Below are 17,568 nucleotides of genomic sequence, written 5' to 3'. Positions count from 1 at the left end.
TGATAGATATAAAAAAATAGACAAAACGCACAATTTTTTGTACAGGTATCTTTATATAATGATAGTAAGATGGAAAAAAAGGCGGTGAAGACGATGAGAGCAAAAAAACAATATTTATTTATTGATTTTGAGTTTACAATGCCAGAGCGAAATGTTCGTATGAAGGATTTCTTTGCGGAAATAATCGAGGTTGGAATTGTAGCTGTTGTAGATGATCAAGTCATCGAACAATTTTCATCCTATGTAACCCCATTAAAGTTCCCCAAATTATCTGAACGCTGCAAATCATTTTTACATATCTCCCAGCAACAGGTGGATATGGGCTTATCCATATACGAACTAATTAAGAAATTGGCGGAATTCAATCAGGATAATGTTGATACAACCATCGTTACTTGGGGAAACATGGATATGAAGGTACTACGACAAAATTGTTTAATGGCTGGGGTTAATTTCCCATTTCATGGAGCGGAACTAGACTTATCAATGGAATATAAGCGCTTTTTTGGCGACCAAAATCAAACCGGTCTCTGGAAAGCCGTTCAGGAGTATGGAAAAGAAGGAACTGGTAAACATCATCGGGCATTGGATGATGCATTAACTACCTACAATATATTCAAACTAGTCGAAAAGGATAAACGATACTTGGAAAAACCAAAACCAACAACAATCGGTGACCGAATTGATTTTTCAAAACTTCTCAATGAATTCGCATAAAAGGCCAAATCAACTAAACTGATTTGGCCTTTATGTTTTTAAAATAACTTATAAAAATCTTTTTCTAATGAGTCTAATGCCTGAAGGCTCATGCTTGCCCATTCTGAACCAGCTTCGATTAATTCTTTTTTCATCTTTTCTAATGCCTCTTTTAAGGATTCCTGATAATCAGGGACCTCGCCCTCAAAGGGTTTCACCATCTGCTTCGGAATATTTGCTTGCTCTCTGTAACTTAATGCTTTTCGTTCATGAAAAAAAAGGACATCTGCATCCTTTGGATTATGTAGGTCACCTTGCATCGGATGTTTCATAACGGCAAGTACCCTGACCAAATAATGCTGCGGGCGTACCTCTGTGATTTCCCCGATATATTTCCCTGTTTTATAAATACCTGTTACCACATTGCCAACTTGCAATTCTGTCACATAAACCACCCCTTATTGATAAATTAACTTGATTCCACTCTTTCATTATGACTAAATTAAAATCATAGTGCAAAAAGTTTAAAGTTATGAATTGGAGGGATGATAAATGAGAAAGAAATGGTCATTTATTTTTATGTTTTTAACAGCTGTATTTTTGCTAGCATCATGCGGGACAAGCCAGAAGGAAGAAGCACCCAAGACATCTAAAACTACAGCGTCCAAAACAGAACAAAAGGAAGGAGCAACGCAAGTGAAAAGTACAGGGTATCCACAGCTTTCCACAGAAGTGGCTGAAAATGAAAAACTAGTGGAAATGGAAACATCAATGGGGACGATAAAAATTAAACTTTTTCCTGAGTATGCACCTAAGGCAGTTGAGAACTTTGTGAAACATAGCCAAGATGGCTATTACGATGGTTTGATTTTTCACCGGGTTATTAAGGATTTCATGATTCAAGGCGGTGACCCGAAAGGAAATGGAACGGGCGGTGAAAGTATTTGGGGGACCCCATTTAAAGATGAATTTTCGACCCATCTTTTCAATTTGCGAGGTGCTCTATCAATGGCAAATTCCGGAGCTAATACAAATGGAAGCCAGTTTTTTATTGTTCAATCAAGTAAACTGGATGCTTCCATGAAATCGCAGATGGAACAGGCGGGCTATCCAAAGGAAATCATCGATGCTTATGATAAGAATGGTGGAACACCATGGCTAGACCATCGTCACACCGTGTTTGGCCAAGTCATTGAGGGGATGGATATTGTCGATAAAATTGCAGAGACACCAGTAGATGCCAAGGACAAACCGAAAAAAGATGTAGTGATTAAAGGAATTAAGGTATTAAAGTAATCTAAGTATGGTTTCCTTTATTGGTAAGGAATGTTATTTGTTGATATAATAAGGTGAACTTATTAGGGGCCTTTATAGAAAGGGAGAATAAAAATGTTCTTACCATCTGTACTTGCATTATTTTTATACTTTCCTAAAGATAAATCAGAATACATCCCTGCGGGTATTACCTGTTTCATCTTTTTAATTGGTGCGCTTTTAACCATGCGCCTGATTATAATAATTTCGAAGCGGGAAGAAAAAAAGGCAAAAGAGTTAGAGGAACAATTAATAAAGAACCAAACGATCCAAAGGAACAGTTGATGTCAGCTGTTTCTTTTTTCTTTCAATGGCGGCAACTAAGGGCATACTCAATAGCTTGATTGCTTCTACTAATCTCTAAAATTGAATGAGCAAGGTATTCGGACACACCAAGAAGAAATCCCGTGCTTCTTGTCCGAAAGAGCAAGGTATTCGGACACGCCCAAGAGAAATCCCGTCCCATCTGTCCGAAAGAGCATCACATTCGGACAAGCCAAAGAGAAATCTCGTCCCTCCTGTCCGAAAGAGCAAGGTATTCGGACACGCCCAAGAGAAATTCCGTCAGTCCTGACCGAAAGAGCATCAGCGTATTCGTACATCCAAAGACAAAAACCATCAAATCCACAAACTCCAACTAATTAATATTTTTTCACCTTCCATAGGTATTCATCTAAGCTTATCCAAAAAATGGTACATACACTAGTAGTGAAATATTAGGAGGCGATTTTATGGAAGAGAAAAGACAATTTGGCGGATTTCCAGGACAAATGGGAGGATTCCCGCAAATGGGTGGATTCCCAGGACAAATGGGTGGATTCCCAGGACAAATGGGTGGATTCCCAGGACAAATGGGTGGATTCCCAGGACAAATGGGTGGATTCCCAGGACAAATGGGCGGATTCCCAGGACAAATGGGAGGATTCCCAGGACAAATGGCTGGATCCCCGCAAATGGGTGGATTCTCAGGACAAATGGGAGGATTCCCACATATGGGTGGACAGCAAATGGGAGGATTCCCGCAAATGGGCGGACAGCAAATGGGAGGATTCCCACATATGGGCGGTCAGCAAATGAGTGGGTTCCCGCAAATGGGCGGTCAGCAACAAATGGGAGGACTTCCACAAATGAGCGGACTCCCACAAATGGGTGGATTCATGGGTCAGCAGCCTACTTCCTCCGGCCAACGGAAAAAAGATAAGTAAATCAATGTAAAAAGTGAACCTGTCGTCCTTCCGAAATAAAGAACTCACTTGTCGGGGGCACGAGGGCAAATTGACAGTTGAAAGGGCATGCAAATTGCAGCATGCCTTTTTTGTTTTTTAGATTAAGGTTTAACGTCAATTTAGATGTCAGATAAAATGCTAAAACAAGTGTCAATTTGAGGTAATCGACTTATGAGTGGCAAGGGTAGATAAGACGAGTTCATAACTACCGAATCGCAAAGAAAATCAGGGCAAGTGTAGATAAGACGGGTTCATAACTACCGAACCGCAAAGAAAATCAGGGCAAGGGTAGATAAGACGGCTTCATAACTACCGAATCGTTAAGAAAATCAGGGCAACGGTCGATTAAACGTGTTCAACACGACCGAACTACCAAGAAAATCGGAGCACCGGTCGTATTGAACAAATAGCGCCAATACAATTAATTGAGGCACTCTGCTTAATGTTTATTTCTAAGTCAAAAAGAATGTCATTTAAGTTGCCAGAATAAGGCCATCTATCTCTTAAGTGTATTCTTTACCTCCACCAAAAAGGACAGGTTTTCTCTTTCGCTTGCTTTCATCCACAACTTTATAGACAATGAATACATCCACACAAAAAATTTCAGGGAGTCACAGCATGAAATCTAAACTCTATTATCAAGACCCATACATACAAACCTTCACTGCCCGTATTCTAAAACAGGAAAAAGATGAAACAGGAAGAAATTATCTTATCCTCGACCAAACCGCCTTCTACCCGACAGGGGGAGGGCAGCCATATGATACCGGTTTGATTGCCGACCAAACCGTAATTGATGTAGAAGAAGTAAATGGAGAAATACGCCACTATGTCAATGCGCCATTACAGGAAAATATAACGGAAGTCAACTGCACCATAGATTGGGACAGAAGATTTGATCATATGCAGCAGCATGCAGGACAACATATTTTATCCGCTGCATTTGACCATTTATTTGGCTACAAGACGGTTGGCTTTCATATGGGAGTCGATAACCTAACGATTGATTTAGAAACGGAAGAACTAACACAGGAGGAAGCTGAGAAGGCCGAGGAACTCGCCAACAAAATCATCCTCGAAAATCGACCGATTGAAACCAAATGGGTCACAGAAGAAGAAGTATCACAATATGATTTAAGAAAAGAAACAAAGGTAAAAGATAATATTAGACTCGTCATCATCCCCCATTTTGATTACAACGGATGCGGGGGAACTCATCCCAAAGCAACGGGTGAAGTATGTGCTGTGAAGATTTTAGATTGGGAGAAACAGCGAAAAAATATTCGCCTGCAATTTGCCTGCGGCCGGCGTGTGCTGAAAAAATTGGGGGAGAAACAAACCGTATTACAACAGTTAACGAAACTTTTAAATGCCCCAGAAAAGGACATGCAGCAGGCAATCATCCGTTTGTTAGAAAACGAAAAACAATTGGTAAAAGCATTGGAACAATCGAATGAAAAATTACTTCAATTCGAAGCAACTGCATTAGCAGCCGAAGGTCAGGAAGTCCTTGCAAAGGCGTTTGAAAATCGAACCATTCAAGAGCTTCAGAAACTAGCACGAATGATCACAGCAGAATATGAAAACAGCTTGGTTATATTTGCTTCAACAGATGGAACTCGGTTACAGGTTGTTTGTGCAAGAGGCAAAGCAAGAACAGAAAATATGAAAAAATTAATAGGTGAGATTTTACCAAAAATAAATGGCAGAGGCGGCGGCAACGAGTCGTTTGCTCAAGGCGGAGGAGAGGCAATTCTGACCTCTGACCAAATCCTAGATCAAATCTTAAGCGTAATCCAAAGCAGCATCATCGAAAATCAGGGTAAGGAGATATAGACATGCGAAAAGAGGTAGCAACCAATTTGCAGTTTGTGGACCTATTAAATCAATGGGACCCTTTTCATTTAGAACATGGTGATTATGAACCGGAAATTGCCGATACAATCCAAGCTGTCCATGAACTAGACGATCCGTTAAACTTGGCTAAACGGATTCAATCAATCTATGAGTTTTCATTTGAAAAAGTAATACCTATCGAAGAGTGTCTTCAAATTTCCAAGGACTTACTCGTCATTAAAGCCAACCAATCTTGTTCATTCTAAGAATCAGTAAGGCACAAAAAAAGAGGACAACCTATAGGTTGATCCTCTTCAAAAAGGGGGAATACTAGAAAGCTTTATAGTTCAAGCTTTTCCAGTTTCCCTGTCTTTATACATAAAAAACAAAAAAACGGTAAAAATACCGTTTTCAAACTGTTTATGCTAGTTAGTAGTAGCTGAATTAACATGGTTTGTCTTTGCTAATTCCGAAGCAGGTATATCAAGAGCAGTCGATAATTTTAAAAGTGTCTGATTACTTGGAATTTGTTCACCTGATTCATATTTTTCAATCGTATGCGTTCCAACTCGAACCTTTTGAGCTAGTTCTTCTTGGGTCAAATTAAGCATCTTACGGTACATTTTAATGGTTTGCCCAATTGAATTCATACCGTTCACCTCTTTTTTGAAAAATATAATACTCACTATTAATATATCATGAAATCGGTGTCTGCATTTAAACATATTTGAACTTTATGTTAAGTTTTAAATTTAAGGATTAGCGACTATTTGGTAGTTTTTTGATTAAAGTCATTGTTTGTGGTATAATTTTTTAATGCGTATATATGGGAAAAAATAATTATTAACTTAGGAGTGTTTTCATGACAGAAAAAATGGAAGTTGGCAGTATTTTAACAGGTAAAGTGACAGGAATTCAACCGTACGGAGCGTTTGTTGCATTAGACGAAAATACACAAGGTCTTGTTCATATCTCAGAAATCACGCACGGTTATGTAAAAGACATTAACGAGCATCTTAAAGTTGGCGATGAAATCAAGGTTAAGGTTTTATCAGTGGATGAAGGGGCAGGGAAAATCGGACTTTCCATTCGTGCGACAGAAGAAGCACCAGTTCAAACAGCTCCAAAGGCAAAGAAACCGCGCAAGCGCCTTGCTGCTGCGATTATTTCTGAAGCAGAAGAACAACAAGGTTTTAATACATTAAAAGATAAATTGCAAGAGTGGATTGACCAATCTTCACGTGAAGAAATTAAAAAGTAATGACAATCTAAGCCTAGTTTAAACATTGCATATGTTTGAACTAGGCTTATTTTTTTGAAAAAGTTTCCATAAAGAATCTTTGATAATATAGGAAAAAAGTGTTCATTCTTTACTAAGGCTCAGCTACAATAGAAGTGACTATACATAAAATTCAGAGCCAAAGGGGAGGAAATACATTGCCAAGCAAAAACAACACCAAAAACCTGATCGAGAAAACAGAGAAATATGGTGCCAAAAATTATCATCCACTGCCAATTGTTATTTCCCGCGCTGAAGGAGTTTGGGTAGAAGACCCAGAAGGTAACAAATACATGGATATGCTGAGTGCCTATTCTGCATTGAATCAAGGTCACCGCCATCCTAAAATTATCCAAGCGTTAAAAAACCAAGCAGACCAGGTTACGTTAACCTCTCGTGCTTTCCATAATGACCAGCTTGGTCCTTGGTATGAAAAGGTTAGCCAGTTAACGAACAAAAATATGGTCCTGCCTATGAATACAGGTGCAGAGGCTGTTGAAACTGCTGTAAAGGCGGCAAGACGATGGGGGTATGATGTAAAAGGCATTTGTGAGGACCAAGCGGAAATTATTGCTTGTGTTGGAAACTTCCACGGTCGAACGATGACTGCTGTTTCGTTATCGTCTGATGCAGAATACAAGCGCGGCTTTGGTCCGATGCTTCCAGGGATTAAATTAATACCCTATGGCGATTTAGAGGCGTTAAAAGCGGCCATTACGCCGAACACAGCAGCTTTTTTAATGGAGCCAATTCAAGGTGAAGCAGGGATTATCATTCCTCCAGATGGGTTTATGAAGGCGGCACATACGGTTTGTCAAGAAAACAATGTTCTCTTAATTGCTGATGAAATTCAGGCAGGATTAGCACGGACTGGTAAAATGTTTGCCTGCGAATGGGAGGGGATTGAACCGGATATGTACATCCTTGGAAAAGCGCTTGGCGGTGGTGTCTTCCCTATCTCGTGTGTGGCTGCAAACAAAGATATTTTAGGTGTGTTTAATCCTGGGTCCCATGGTTCGACCTTTGGAGGAAATCCAATGGCCTGTGCGGTTTCCTTAGCGGCCATTGATGTCCTGTTAGATGAAAAGCTGGCACAAAAATCATTGGAGCTTGGAAATTACTTTTTGGACAAATTAAAAGAAATAGAAAATCCAAAGATTAAGGAAGTTCGCGGCCGTGGTTTGTTTATAGGAGTAGAATTGACGGAATCTGCCCGTAAATATTGCGAAAAGCTTAAAGAATACGGCTTGCTTTGTAAAGAAACTCATGATACCGTCATACGCTTTGCTCCACCTCTTATCATTACAAAAGATGAATTAGACTGGGCTCTTGAACGGATTAGAAAAGTACTAGCGTAAGCGATCATGAATTAAAATAGGGGTGCCAATATGGTGACAATTGATGAGGATAGGGCAGCATCAGAGGATTTAAACCTTCTTACATCAACAAAGATTGTAATACATGATGCCTTAAAAAAACTAGGCTATCATCAAGACATGTTTCATTTACTAGAGGAACCGTTAAAATCTGTCACTGTCAGGATCCCTGTGCGGATGGATGATGGATCAACCAAAATTTTTAAAGGGTTTCGGGCCCAGCATAGTGATGCTGTCGGACCTACGATGGGGGGAATTCGATTCCATCCTAAAGTTACAGAGGATGAAGTAAAGGCATTATCCATGTGGATGAGCATGAAATTCGGCATTTGTGATTTGCCCTTTGGCGGTGGCAAGGGCGGGATTATTTGCAACCCGCGGACCATGTCCTTTGGGGAACTGGAACGATTAAGCAGGGGCTATGTTAGGGCCATCAGCCAAGTGATAGGACCCGCTAAGGATATTCCTTCCCCTGAATTGTATACGAACTCACAAATTATGGCTTGGATGCTAGATGAATACAGCCGGCTCCGAAAAAGTGACACTCCCTGTTTTATTACAGGAAAACCTTTAGTATTAGGGGGATCGGCTGGCTGGGAAGAGGCAGGAGCAATGGGAATTACCATTTGTGTCGAAGAAGCCGCCAAGAGGCGTGAAATTCCGATAAAAGGGGCTCGGGTTATTGTCCAAGGCTTTGGAAATGCCGGTGGATTTGTGTCCAAGTTTTTACATGACGCTGGAGCAATCATTATCGGGATTTCCGATGTTTATGGTGCTTTATATAATCCGGATGGATTACCTATTGATTATCTGCTCGACCGGCGCGATAGCTTTGGGACTATCACGGCGCTCTTTGATAATGTTATGTCTAATGAAGAGCTGCTTACAAAGGAATGTGATATATTAGTACCCGCAGCTGTTGCTAATCAAATAACGGCAGAAAATGCTTATAATATCAAGGCAAAAATTGTGGTTGAAGCGGCGAGTGGACCTACTACTCTTGAGGCGACAAATATTCTCGTAGACCGGGATATATTACTTGTACCTGATGTGTTGGCAGGTGCCGGAAGTGTGATTGTTTCCTATTTAGAATGGATGCAAAACAATCAAGGCCTTTACTGGGAAGAGGAAGAAATAGAAGAAAAATTACGCGTAACCATCGTCCAATCCTTTGATAGGATATACGAGCTTGCCCAAAACCGTAATGTTAATATGCGACTTGCTTCCTATATGGTGGGAATAAGGAAACTAGCTGAGGCTTCCCTTTATAGAGGGTGGATTTAACCTTGCATTATCTCGATAATGCAGGGTTTTTTTGTAAGAAAAGGGAGTATAAATTTCTACTTCGAATATTGTCCAGCTCGAGGCCCCATCTGCTCGAGGTCACAAGCCACTTAGGGAATGAAGGCAAAGAACGCCTTCTTTCCCTGAGCGTCTTATGCTTGTCGGGGCTGTTCAAGGCGCTTGCGCTTTTGTTCCTCGCTTTATTTTTTGCAAAAAGAACCATAATAAATGATAATAGGAAAAGTAAAGGAAGGTGTGAATTCATTGCAAAATTTTACATTTTTGAATCCAACGAAATTAATCTTTGGCAAAGGTCAGCTTGACCAATTAAAATCAGAAATCCCTCAATACGGGAAAAAGGTATTACTTGTCTATGGCGGCGGCAGTATCAAGAAAAGCGGCCTGTATGATCAAGTAATAGCCATCCTCGATGAAATAGGGGCTCAAGTGTTTGAACTTCCTGGTGTTGAACCCAATCCGCGCTTAACCACGGCAAGAATTGGGGTTGAAATCTGTAAACAAGAGGGGATTGACTTCCTGTTAGCGGTTGGCGGTGGAAGTGTGATTGACTGCACGAAATTAATTGCGGCAGGTGCTAAATATGATGGAGATCCTTGGGATATTGTCACTAAAAAGACGTTGGCAAAAGAAGCTCTACCATTTGGGACGGTACTGACCCTTGCGGCAACAGGCTCTGAAATGAATTCCGGCTCCGTCATCACCAATTGGGAAACCAATGAAAAATATGGGTGGGGCAGTGCAGTGACATTCCCTAAGTTTTCACTTTTGGATCCGGTCAATACGTTTACGGTCCCTCGAAACCAAACCATTTATGGGATTGTTGACATGATGTCACATACACTTGAACATTATTTTCATCTCGAAGAAAATACACCGTTTCAAGATCGCATGTGTGAAGGCTTGCTGATTACGATCATGGAAGCAGCGCCTAAACTGCTGGCAGATCTAGAAAATTACGAACACCGTGCGACCATTCTTTATGCAGGAACCATGGCCTTAAATGGGATTTTAAACATGGGTTACCGGGGCGATTGGGCAACGCACAATCTAGAGCACGCGGTATCGGCAGTCTATGATATTCCACATGGGGGCGGTTTAGCGATTCTTTTCCCACACTGGATGGAACATAATTTAAACGTCAAACCTGAGCGTTTTAAACAGCTCGCTGAGAGGGTATTTGGCGTGAATCCTGAAGGAAAAACAGCAGAGGAAGCAGGTTTAGAAGGAATTCAAAAACTTCGAGCGTTTTGGGACAGCATTGAGGCTCCTTCACGCCTGGCAGATTATGATATTGATGACAGTAAGCTCGATCTTATGACTGACCGTGCCATGGTGAATGGGGATTTTGGAAACTTTAAAAAATTAAATCGTGACGATGTACTAGCCATTTACCGAGCATCTTTATAAAAAGTTAAAAAATTTTCGTAAATGTTTACGTTTTCATTGGTTTGGGATTCTTGATAAATTTCTCATCTTTCTGTAAAGTGAAAATTGAAAATAAAATATTGGAGGATCATTCATGACACACGTTCGTTTTGATTACTCGAAGGCCCTCTCCTTTTTTGGAGAACATGAAATTACATATTTCCGTGATGCAGTAAAAGTTGCCCATCATTCACTTCATGAGGGAACAGGGGCAGGAAATGATTATTTAGGTTGGATTGAACTGCCTACTAATTATGACAAAGAAGAATTTTCACGCATTCAAAAATCAGCTGAAAAGATTAAATCAGATTCTGATATTCTGCTTGTGATCGGAATTGGCGGATCTTATCTTGGAGCAAGAGCAGCCATTGACATGCTTTCGCACAGCTTTTATAACGTTCTTCCAAAGGAAAAGCGCAATACTCCACAAATTATTTTTGTTGGAAACAGTATTAGCTCTACTTATATGCGTGATCTTATGGATCTACTTGATGGCAAGGATTTTTCTGTAAACGTCATCTCCAAATCAGGAACAACAACTGAGCCTGCGATTGCTTTCCGTATTTTCCGCAAGATTCTTGAAGAAAAATACGGAGTAGATGAAGCGCGTAAGCGCATTTATGCGACAACCGACAAAGCAAGAGGAGCTCTTAAAACGTTAGCAAACGAAGAAGGCTACGAGTCCTTTGTGATTCCGGATGATGTCGGCGGCCGTTATTCTGTTTTAACAGCCGTAGGTTTATTACCAATTGCTGTATCTGGTGCTGATATTGAGAAAATGATGGAGGGTGCCCGTCAAGCACAAAACGACTTCAGTCATTCTGAAATCGAAGAGAATCCAGCTTACCAATATGCTGCAGTAAGAAATGTTCTTTACAATAAAGGTAAAACAATTGAAATGCTCATTAACTACGAACCAGGCTTACAGTATTTTAATGAATGGTGGAAGCAATTGTTTGGTGAAAGTGAAGGGAAAGATCAAAAAGGTATTTACCCATCTTCAGCTAACTACTCAACGGACCTTCACTCCCTAGGGCAATATGTTCAAGAAGGACGCAGAGACATATTTGAAACCATTGTTAAAGTGGACAAGCCTCGTCATGACTTAACGATTGAAGCGTTCGAAAATGATTTAGATGGCTTAAATTACCTAGCTGGAGAAACTGTTGACTTTGTGAATAACAAAGCATTTGAAGGCACTATGCTTGCCCATACGGACGGCGGTGTACCAAACCTAATTGTGACCATTCCTTCCATGGATGAGTATTCATTTGGTTACCTTGTCTATTTCTTTGAAAAAGCAGTTGCCATGAGCGGCTACCTGCTTGGTGTGAATCCATTTGACCAACCAGGTGTTGAAGCTTATAAAGTCAATATGTTTGCACTATTAGGCAAGCCTGGCTTTGAAGAGAAGAAAGCAGAGTTAGAGAAACGCTTAAAATAATTTTAATGAAGAGTGCTGATGCGATTTGCATCAGCACTCTTTTGTTTGGAAAAACTAAAAGAAAAGCGTAAGGCGCTAAGCTTTCGGTGACAAGCACAAGACGAGCCGGCCTTTAACCTTTTGGTCGTTTTGGCTTGTGACCTCGAGCCGATGGCGCCTAGAGCTGGACAATTCTTGAGGTCCAAACTTATCTTTTAAAAAGGGAGGAATTTGTTCATGTTCGAGATTCCATCAAAAGTAGAAGGCAAACAGTTTGAGTTATATAAGCTGGAATTAAAATTAAAACCAATCGGCTATACGATTGGCGGAAATTGGGATTATGATCATGGTGCATTTGATTATAAACTAAATGATGAAGATAGCTATCAGTTTTTAAGGTTGCCATTTAGTACGATTGATGGTGAACTTGATTCAGGGGGCTGCAAAGTCGAAATCGGCCGGCCATATTTATTGTCACATCAATACGAAGCTGGGATTGATGAACATGGAGATACAGGGAATTTTTCAGGTACCTTAAATCAGTTTCAAGCCCCCACTGATCAGGATGCAGATATCCCCTCACCCTATATCGATAGGGGTAAGCGATTAGTGGCAGAGTTAGAAAAAGTCCTTCTATCTACGGAATAATTATTTAAATGTTAATAATTGATCATCTTCTTCAATGACCATAGTGTGGGGCGGATTGAGAATCATATCATCCCCCCTTTTTAATCCGATTAGTAAAAGGCCATCTTCCAAATGAGCTAGATTTATATTCCTGAAGTTTTCCCCAATAGCTGCTTTTTTTACGGGAGAGGACAAAAGCCTGCCCCCTTCTTGCAGTTGGTGAATCAAATTTAATAATAGTCCGTCTTCTTCTGAATGTAGACTATTCATCATAAAAACACTTGTTAATTTATTTGATTGAATGACCTCATCGGCTCCTGCTCGTTTAGCATTGACCACTTGCTCTGCCGTTAATATTTCAATAATGCACTTTACTTGAGTACATAGTCCTTTAATCGTGAGTAATGTTAAGATGCTGTTCATATCAGCTTGGAGCTCATCACTTCCACGATCTGCTGTAATTAATACCTTATCCGCATTTCTAATATCACTTTTAATAATGGTTTCATCCACATGTCCTTTCCCTTGAATAAAATGAACAAATCTTGATTTTACGGGATTGGATTCAAGTGTTTCATCAATTAAAACAATGAATTGCTGGGAGTTTCCACTCGTGAGCTTATGGATCAGTTCCTTTGATCTTTCATTCCAGCCTATGATAATCATATGACCTGTTCCTTTAAATGGGATTTTCCCTTCTGAGAGAGCATCTTGTTTGGTCACAGCCGCGGCGGCTAAAGTTCCAAAATAGGAAGAGACAAAGGCCACACCAAATAAAATTAAGATTAAAGCGGTTAATCTTCCCAAAATGGAGTGTGGCACATAATCACCATATCCGACAGTAGAGGCGGTAATAATCGCCCACCAAATTCCATCAAAGATGGTTGGAAAGGTATCGGGTTCTAAAAAATGGATGGAAATTCCGAATATTAAAAAGACCAATAAGGCCATCATGAGGATACGAACTAGAAGCGGCAAGCGTAAAAAGCCAATATAAACTTTGTTTGGCAAAAACTTTCACCTCGATTCTCTATTTCTATTATGGTCAAAAGTCTTAAGTCTCATAATCCTTACCAGATGTTTTCGGTTTATGGGTCAAAGTTCACAAAATGTTGGATTATCCAGTGGCAAACCTACTTGTTTTCTTTTGCAAAAATGAATAATAATATGGTTAGGTCAAAAAGTGAAAGAGGGTTGGGCAGATGAAAACAAGTATGTCTTCACTATTACTAAATATTGAAAGCACCAGATTAGAAATGATTCAGTTAGCCCATCAATTTGGCTATTCTAACCCAAACGTAGTTAAATGCAGCCAGAAACTCGATTCACTATTAAACGTTTATCATTGTAAGATGATCAAAAGATAAGCTCACTTAAACGAAACCTTCCAGGTAAACTTAAAGGGTTCCGTTTTCGGGTACTATTTTATTTAAAGACACAAGAATTGACATACGTCTTTTTCTCTATTTATCAAGGTTTCTACAGAATTCTAATCACTTTGGCATAGTAATTTACATCATTATTATGATGGGCAATTAGTATTGTACAATTTAAAAAGAGAGTCAGCAGTGCCATTTTTAGTACCAATTTTATTGATCTTAAGCTGCTGATTCCCACATTTAGGATTGAGTGAGGCCGCACTTATCGGGTGGGGGATCAGATTAAGCAACTGATCAGATAAATAGACGGAAAAATTTCGCTTAATTATTAATTATAATAAAAAATAGCTTAAATAGACGGAGAGATTCCGCCTATTGACTCGAAAAAATACGAAAATAGGGAATTTTGCTTTGCATAAGCGGAAATCCTACGCTTATTTACCCCGAAACGAGCTCCATGCTACATCTAACCGGAAAATCTCCGCTTATTTTACTTATGCTGGTTACTTGATTAAGGACAAGACATCTTATTTAAAAGGGAGTGAGTTTTATATCAAAAATCCAAGAGAACCTTATTTTGATGTATTACGGTAAACCGTATCACAAGTAAGTGAGGTTTTACTTTTTTATATACCAATAACGATGCTATACGACTGTTATTTCGGCACCTATTTGTAGAAAGGCACTTCAAAACGGAAACCTTCCAGGCAAACTGGAAGGTTTTTCCGTAGACTGGGAAATTTTAGATTTAGTACTTGTGGATAACTATTTTACAGGTTCATACACGTCCAGCTCCAGCGCCCAGCGACTAGTGTACTTCGCCCATCTCTCTACGATAAGTCAACATCGAATCGCTGTCGCTCTCGGTGTTTCCTTTATCTCAGTCGATGTGCTCCATTCCATACGTCGCTTAACGGGCGCTTGCGCTTTTGTTCCTTTTTGGTATAATTTTCAACTCTTCGGTAAATTTTATAATGGAAGAATTCTTGAACATAGGGGTGTAGAAGTTGGTTATTGAAACGAAAAAGGAACGCAGATACATCCTTTTCGCTTTAATCGTGCTTGCGGTCTATCTCTCTCCACTGTTTATTTTGCAAGAAAATGCCCATATTCGGGTTCATGATAATCTTGATTCCAATTTAGCTTGGTATAAGGTATTAGCAAGAAGTGGAGAAATGTTTGGCGGCGTGAATGCCGTGATTCCGCAAATTATAAATGGACAATTATCGAGGAATGCATTCGGAACAGAATATAGTGTGATTGTCTGGTTATATGCTTTCTTCCCGACGATGATTGCCTACGGATTAAGTCAAGCACTTACAAGGGTTGTCGCTTTTTTTGGTATGTATTTATTATTGAAAGATCACTTTATGCAAAATTCAAAATGGCTTGCGATCAAAATCGGAACCTCCTTGGCTTTTGCGTTGACCCCTTTTTGGCCATCAGGAATGTTAAGTACTTTAGGAATGCCATTGGCGCTTTGGGCGTTTTTAAATATACGCAAGCATGAGGATACATGGAAAGATTATCTTGTTTTGACTTTACTTCCATTGTACGCAAGCATTGTGTTAGGTTTTTTCTTTTTTCTTAGCGCGATGGGGATTTTTTGGTTGTGGGATGTAGCCCGTGGAAGAGGATGGAACCTTCGCTTTTTATTTGGGATTGGTTATATGTCAGGAATTTTTATGCTGGTGGAATATCGGCTAGTTTATTCCTTTTTGTTTTCCTCCGCACCAAACAGCCGGGATGAATACTTTCATGCCCATCTGCCTTTTTGGCGTTCGGTCAGGCTGTTTGTGAAAAATTATTTACTTGGGCATACACATGTGATGACCGTTCACACCCTTATCATTCTCCCTGCTACTTTTATAGCAATTTACATTGTTTATAAGAAAAAACTTTGGGAGCAGGAAAAGCTGTTCGTCTTTTTATTCGGACTTAATATTGTCTTGTCCTTATGGTATGCGTTTTGGTTCTATCAAGGCTGGCTGCCCTTAACCAAAATCTTTCATTTTTTAGATACCTTTAATTTTGCCCGGTATCATTTTTTAAGACCTATGGTGATCTATAGCAGCTTTGCCCTTTCGTTAAAAATAATAGCTCTCCATGGGCTTGACGGAGTCAAAATTGCCAAATTGTTGGTGATTGCCCAAATTGTCTTTCTAGGCTCATTAAATGATGAAATTATTTATCGGGAAAAGCCTACGGTCAAGGAGTTTTTTGCACAAGATTTATTTACCGAAGTAAAGGATTACATTGGTCTAAAACCGGAGCAATACCGGGTCGCTAGTATCGGGATTCATCCAGCCATCTCCCAATATAACGGTTTCTATACGATTGATACCTATAATAATTTCTATCCATTAAGCTATAAGCATCAATTTAGGAAAATCATTGATAAAGAATTAGCCAAAAATAAAACGATCGAAAAATATTATGACAAGTGGGGCGGGCGCTGCTATCTTTTTACAGCCCAACTTGGAAAAAGATATATGATTAAAAAAGATTCCAAGAGGCACCTAAAAAATTTAGAGCTGAATACAGAAGTGTTTAAAGAGATGGGCGGGCGATTTATCTTTTCAGCCATCCCCATTGATAACGCCAAGCAGAATAAACTTTTGCTGGAGAAGGTGTTTGTTTCCAAAAATGCTGCTTGGAAAATCTATTTATATAAAGCGATGTAGAATAGGCCAGTATCTACTTCTGTTTTCTTTTGAAAATAGAAAAGCTTTTTTCAATTTTTGTCGTACAACCCTTCCTCTACGCATAAAAATGGATAGACAGGCATCTATCCGTTGCTTTGGGGGGAGAGGTATTTATGAATGTATTTTTAAGTTATATCCTATTAGGTTTATCGCTTGCCGCTCCAATTGGGCCCATCAATGCGGCCCAAATTGATCGAGGAATTCGAAATGGCTTTATGCATTCATGGCTAATTGGGGTAGGAGCGGTTGTAGCAGATGGAATATATATGCTTGTGGTGTACATAGGGGTGGTTCAATTCCTCGAAACAGATTTTATGCAAACCTTTCTGTGGTTCTTTGGCTGTTTTGTCTTGATGTATACAGGGATCGAGACCTTTATGAATGCCGGGAAAATCAATTTAGAATATGCTAGAGGGCAGGAACCGCTTTATAAATCGTTCTTTTCTGGATTTCTGATGTCCATCTCCAATCCCCTAACAATCCTCTTTTGGTTAGGTATATATGGGTCGGTACTGGCAAAAACAGCTGCTACTTACGAGACCAGTCAATTAATCCTTTATAGCAGTGCCATTTTTATTGGTCTATTAATTTGGGATATTACCATGGCAGGAGTATCCAGCAGTTTCCGTAAATTTTTAACCACCCACTTACTAGTGGTTATCTCTTGTCTATCCGGAGTCTCACTAATCGGCTTTGGAATATACTTTGGAATGCAAGCGTTTCATAACCTTTTTGGCTAAAATAAAAAGTCAGCCTGTATAAGCTGACTTTTTATTTTGGAAAAAAATTATAACTTTCGACTTTGAAAATTGTCTAGCCCCAGCGCCTAGCCCCTCGATGGTCTACAGCCACTCAGGGAATGAAGGCAAAGAACGCCTTCTTTCCCTGAGAGTCTTATGCTTGGCTACAGAAAACTATCGTTTTCTGTTCGCATTAAGGGAGACTAATCTTGGCTTCGCTTTGCTTGCCATCGATAA

Annotated in this window: 19 protein-coding genes; 16 read left to right on the top strand and 3 right to left on the bottom strand. The window is 39.7% G+C overall.

Annotated elements, in window-relative coordinates; translation table 11 throughout:
- Positions 1-93 precede the first annotated feature (93 nt).
- Positions 94-717 (top strand): 3'-5' exonuclease KapD, encoded by a 624-nt coding sequence (kapD, locus tag JOC76_RS06625; protein WP_205176811.1) that lies wholly within the window; start codon positions 94-96, stop codon positions 715-717.
- Between the two features lie 38 nt (positions 718-755).
- Here kapD and kapB read toward each other — a convergent pair whose 3' ends face one another.
- Complete coding sequence (gene kapB, locus JOC76_RS06620) at positions 756-1,142, bottom strand: kinase-associated lipoprotein KapB (protein ID WP_205176810.1); 387 nt, start codon at positions 1,140-1,142, stop codon at positions 756-758.
- A gap of 106 nt (positions 1,143-1,248) precedes the next feature.
- On the opposite strand from kapB, the gene JOC76_RS06615 reads away from it, so the two are divergent.
- The 6 genes from JOC76_RS06615 to JOC76_RS06590 all read left to right on the top strand — a co-directional run bounded on the left by JOC76_RS06615 (position 1,249) and on the right by JOC76_RS06590 (position 5,338).
- The gene (locus JOC76_RS06615) at positions 1,249-1,992 is read left to right on the top strand and encodes a peptidylprolyl isomerase (RefSeq protein WP_205176809.1); all 744 of its coding nucleotides are present in this window, start codon (positions 1,249-1,251) and stop codon (positions 1,990-1,992) included.
- Between the two features lie 93 nt (positions 1,993-2,085).
- A complete protein-coding gene (locus JOC76_RS06610) occupies positions 2,086-2,295 on the top strand; it encodes a hypothetical protein (protein WP_205176808.1) in 210 nt (69 codons plus the stop codon).
- An 85-nt stretch (positions 2,296-2,380) separates the two neighbouring features.
- Positions 2,381-2,584 carry a hypothetical protein gene (locus JOC76_RS06605; RefSeq protein WP_205176807.1) on the top strand — a complete coding sequence of 68 codons (204 nt, stop codon included), beginning with the start codon at positions 2,381-2,383 and terminating at the stop codon, positions 2,582-2,584.
- A gap of 157 nt (positions 2,585-2,741) precedes the next feature.
- Positions 2,742-3,215 carry a hypothetical protein gene (locus JOC76_RS06600; RefSeq protein WP_205176806.1) on the top strand — a complete coding sequence of 158 codons (474 nt, stop codon included), beginning with the start codon at positions 2,742-2,744 and terminating at the stop codon, positions 3,213-3,215.
- A 600-nt stretch (positions 3,216-3,815) separates the two neighbouring features.
- Complete coding sequence (locus tag JOC76_RS06595; protein ID WP_275591338.1) at positions 3,816-5,072, top strand: alanyl-tRNA editing protein; 1,257 nt, start codon at positions 3,816-3,818, stop codon at positions 5,070-5,072.
- Between the two features lie 2 nt (positions 5,073-5,074).
- Positions 5,075-5,338, top strand: coding sequence for a DUF1871 family protein (locus JOC76_RS06590; RefSeq protein ID WP_205176804.1), 264 nt, complete (start codon positions 5,075-5,077; stop codon positions 5,336-5,338).
- A gap of 159 nt (positions 5,339-5,497) precedes the next feature.
- Here JOC76_RS06590 and JOC76_RS06585 read toward each other — a convergent pair whose 3' ends face one another.
- Complete coding sequence (locus JOC76_RS06585; protein WP_205176803.1) at positions 5,498-5,797, bottom strand: helix-turn-helix domain-containing protein; 300 nt, start codon at positions 5,795-5,797, stop codon at positions 5,498-5,500.
- Positions 5,798-5,934: 137 nt separating this feature from the next.
- Here JOC76_RS06585 and yugI point away from each other — a divergent pair, with 137 nt between their 5' ends.
- The 6 genes from yugI to JOC76_RS06555 all read left to right on the top strand — a co-directional run bounded on the left by yugI (position 5,935) and on the right by JOC76_RS06555 (position 12,528).
- Positions 5,935-6,333, top strand: a complete 399-nt coding sequence (gene yugI / locus JOC76_RS06580; RefSeq protein WP_205176802.1) for a S1 domain-containing post-transcriptional regulator GSP13 — start codon at positions 5,935-5,937, stop codon at positions 6,331-6,333.
- Between the two features lie 176 nt (positions 6,334-6,509).
- Positions 6,510-7,709 carry an ornithine--oxo-acid transaminase gene (locus JOC76_RS06575; RefSeq protein ID WP_205176801.1) on the top strand — a complete coding sequence of 400 codons (1,200 nt, stop codon included), beginning with the start codon at positions 6,510-6,512 and terminating at the stop codon, positions 7,707-7,709.
- A gap of 30 nt (positions 7,710-7,739) precedes the next feature.
- A complete protein-coding gene (locus tag JOC76_RS06570; RefSeq protein ID WP_205176800.1) occupies positions 7,740-9,011 on the top strand; it encodes a Glu/Leu/Phe/Val family dehydrogenase in 1,272 nt (423 codons plus the stop codon).
- A 264-nt stretch (positions 9,012-9,275) separates the two neighbouring features.
- A complete protein-coding gene (locus JOC76_RS06565) occupies positions 9,276-10,439 on the top strand; it encodes an iron-containing alcohol dehydrogenase (RefSeq protein ID WP_205176799.1) in 1,164 nt (387 codons plus the stop codon).
- A 112-nt stretch (positions 10,440-10,551) separates the two neighbouring features.
- Complete coding sequence (locus tag JOC76_RS06560) at positions 10,552-11,901, top strand: glucose-6-phosphate isomerase (RefSeq protein ID WP_205176798.1); 1,350 nt, start codon at positions 10,552-10,554, stop codon at positions 11,899-11,901.
- A gap of 216 nt (positions 11,902-12,117) precedes the next feature.
- Complete coding sequence (locus JOC76_RS06555; protein ID WP_205176797.1) at positions 12,118-12,528, top strand: YugN-like family protein; 411 nt, start codon at positions 12,118-12,120, stop codon at positions 12,526-12,528.
- On the opposite strand, the gene JOC76_RS06550 is transcribed toward JOC76_RS06555, so the two are convergent.
- The gene (locus JOC76_RS06550) at positions 12,529-13,518 is read right to left on the bottom strand and encodes a potassium channel family protein (RefSeq protein ID WP_205176796.1); all 990 of its coding nucleotides are present in this window, start codon (positions 13,516-13,518) and stop codon (positions 12,529-12,531) included. It abuts the gene before it with no gap.
- A 191-nt stretch (positions 13,519-13,709) separates the two neighbouring features.
- Here JOC76_RS06550 and JOC76_RS06545 point away from each other — a divergent pair, with 191 nt between their 5' ends.
- The 3 genes from JOC76_RS06545 to JOC76_RS06535 all read left to right on the top strand — a co-directional run bounded on the left by JOC76_RS06545 (position 13,710) and on the right by JOC76_RS06535 (position 17,331).
- The gene (locus JOC76_RS06545) at positions 13,710-13,874 is read left to right on the top strand and encodes an aspartyl-phosphate phosphatase Spo0E family protein (RefSeq protein ID WP_205176795.1); all 165 of its coding nucleotides are present in this window, start codon (positions 13,710-13,712) and stop codon (positions 13,872-13,874) included.
- 1,019 nt (positions 13,875-14,893) lie between these two features.
- Complete coding sequence (locus JOC76_RS06540; RefSeq protein WP_205176794.1) at positions 14,894-16,570, top strand: DUF6044 family protein; 1,677 nt, start codon at positions 14,894-14,896, stop codon at positions 16,568-16,570.
- Positions 16,571-16,704: 134 nt separating this feature from the next.
- On the top strand, positions 16,705-17,331 hold the full coding sequence (locus JOC76_RS06535) for a LysE family transporter (protein WP_205176793.1): 627 nt from the start codon (positions 16,705-16,707) through the stop codon (positions 17,329-17,331).
- Positions 17,332-17,568 lie beyond the last annotated feature (237 nt).

The sequence above is a fragment of the Neobacillus cucumis genome, from assembly GCF_016908975.1.
GTDB lineage: Bacteria > Bacillota > Bacilli > Bacillales > Cytobacillaceae > Neobacillus > Neobacillus cucumis.
This window is presented reverse-complemented; position numbering and strand designations above follow the sequence as displayed.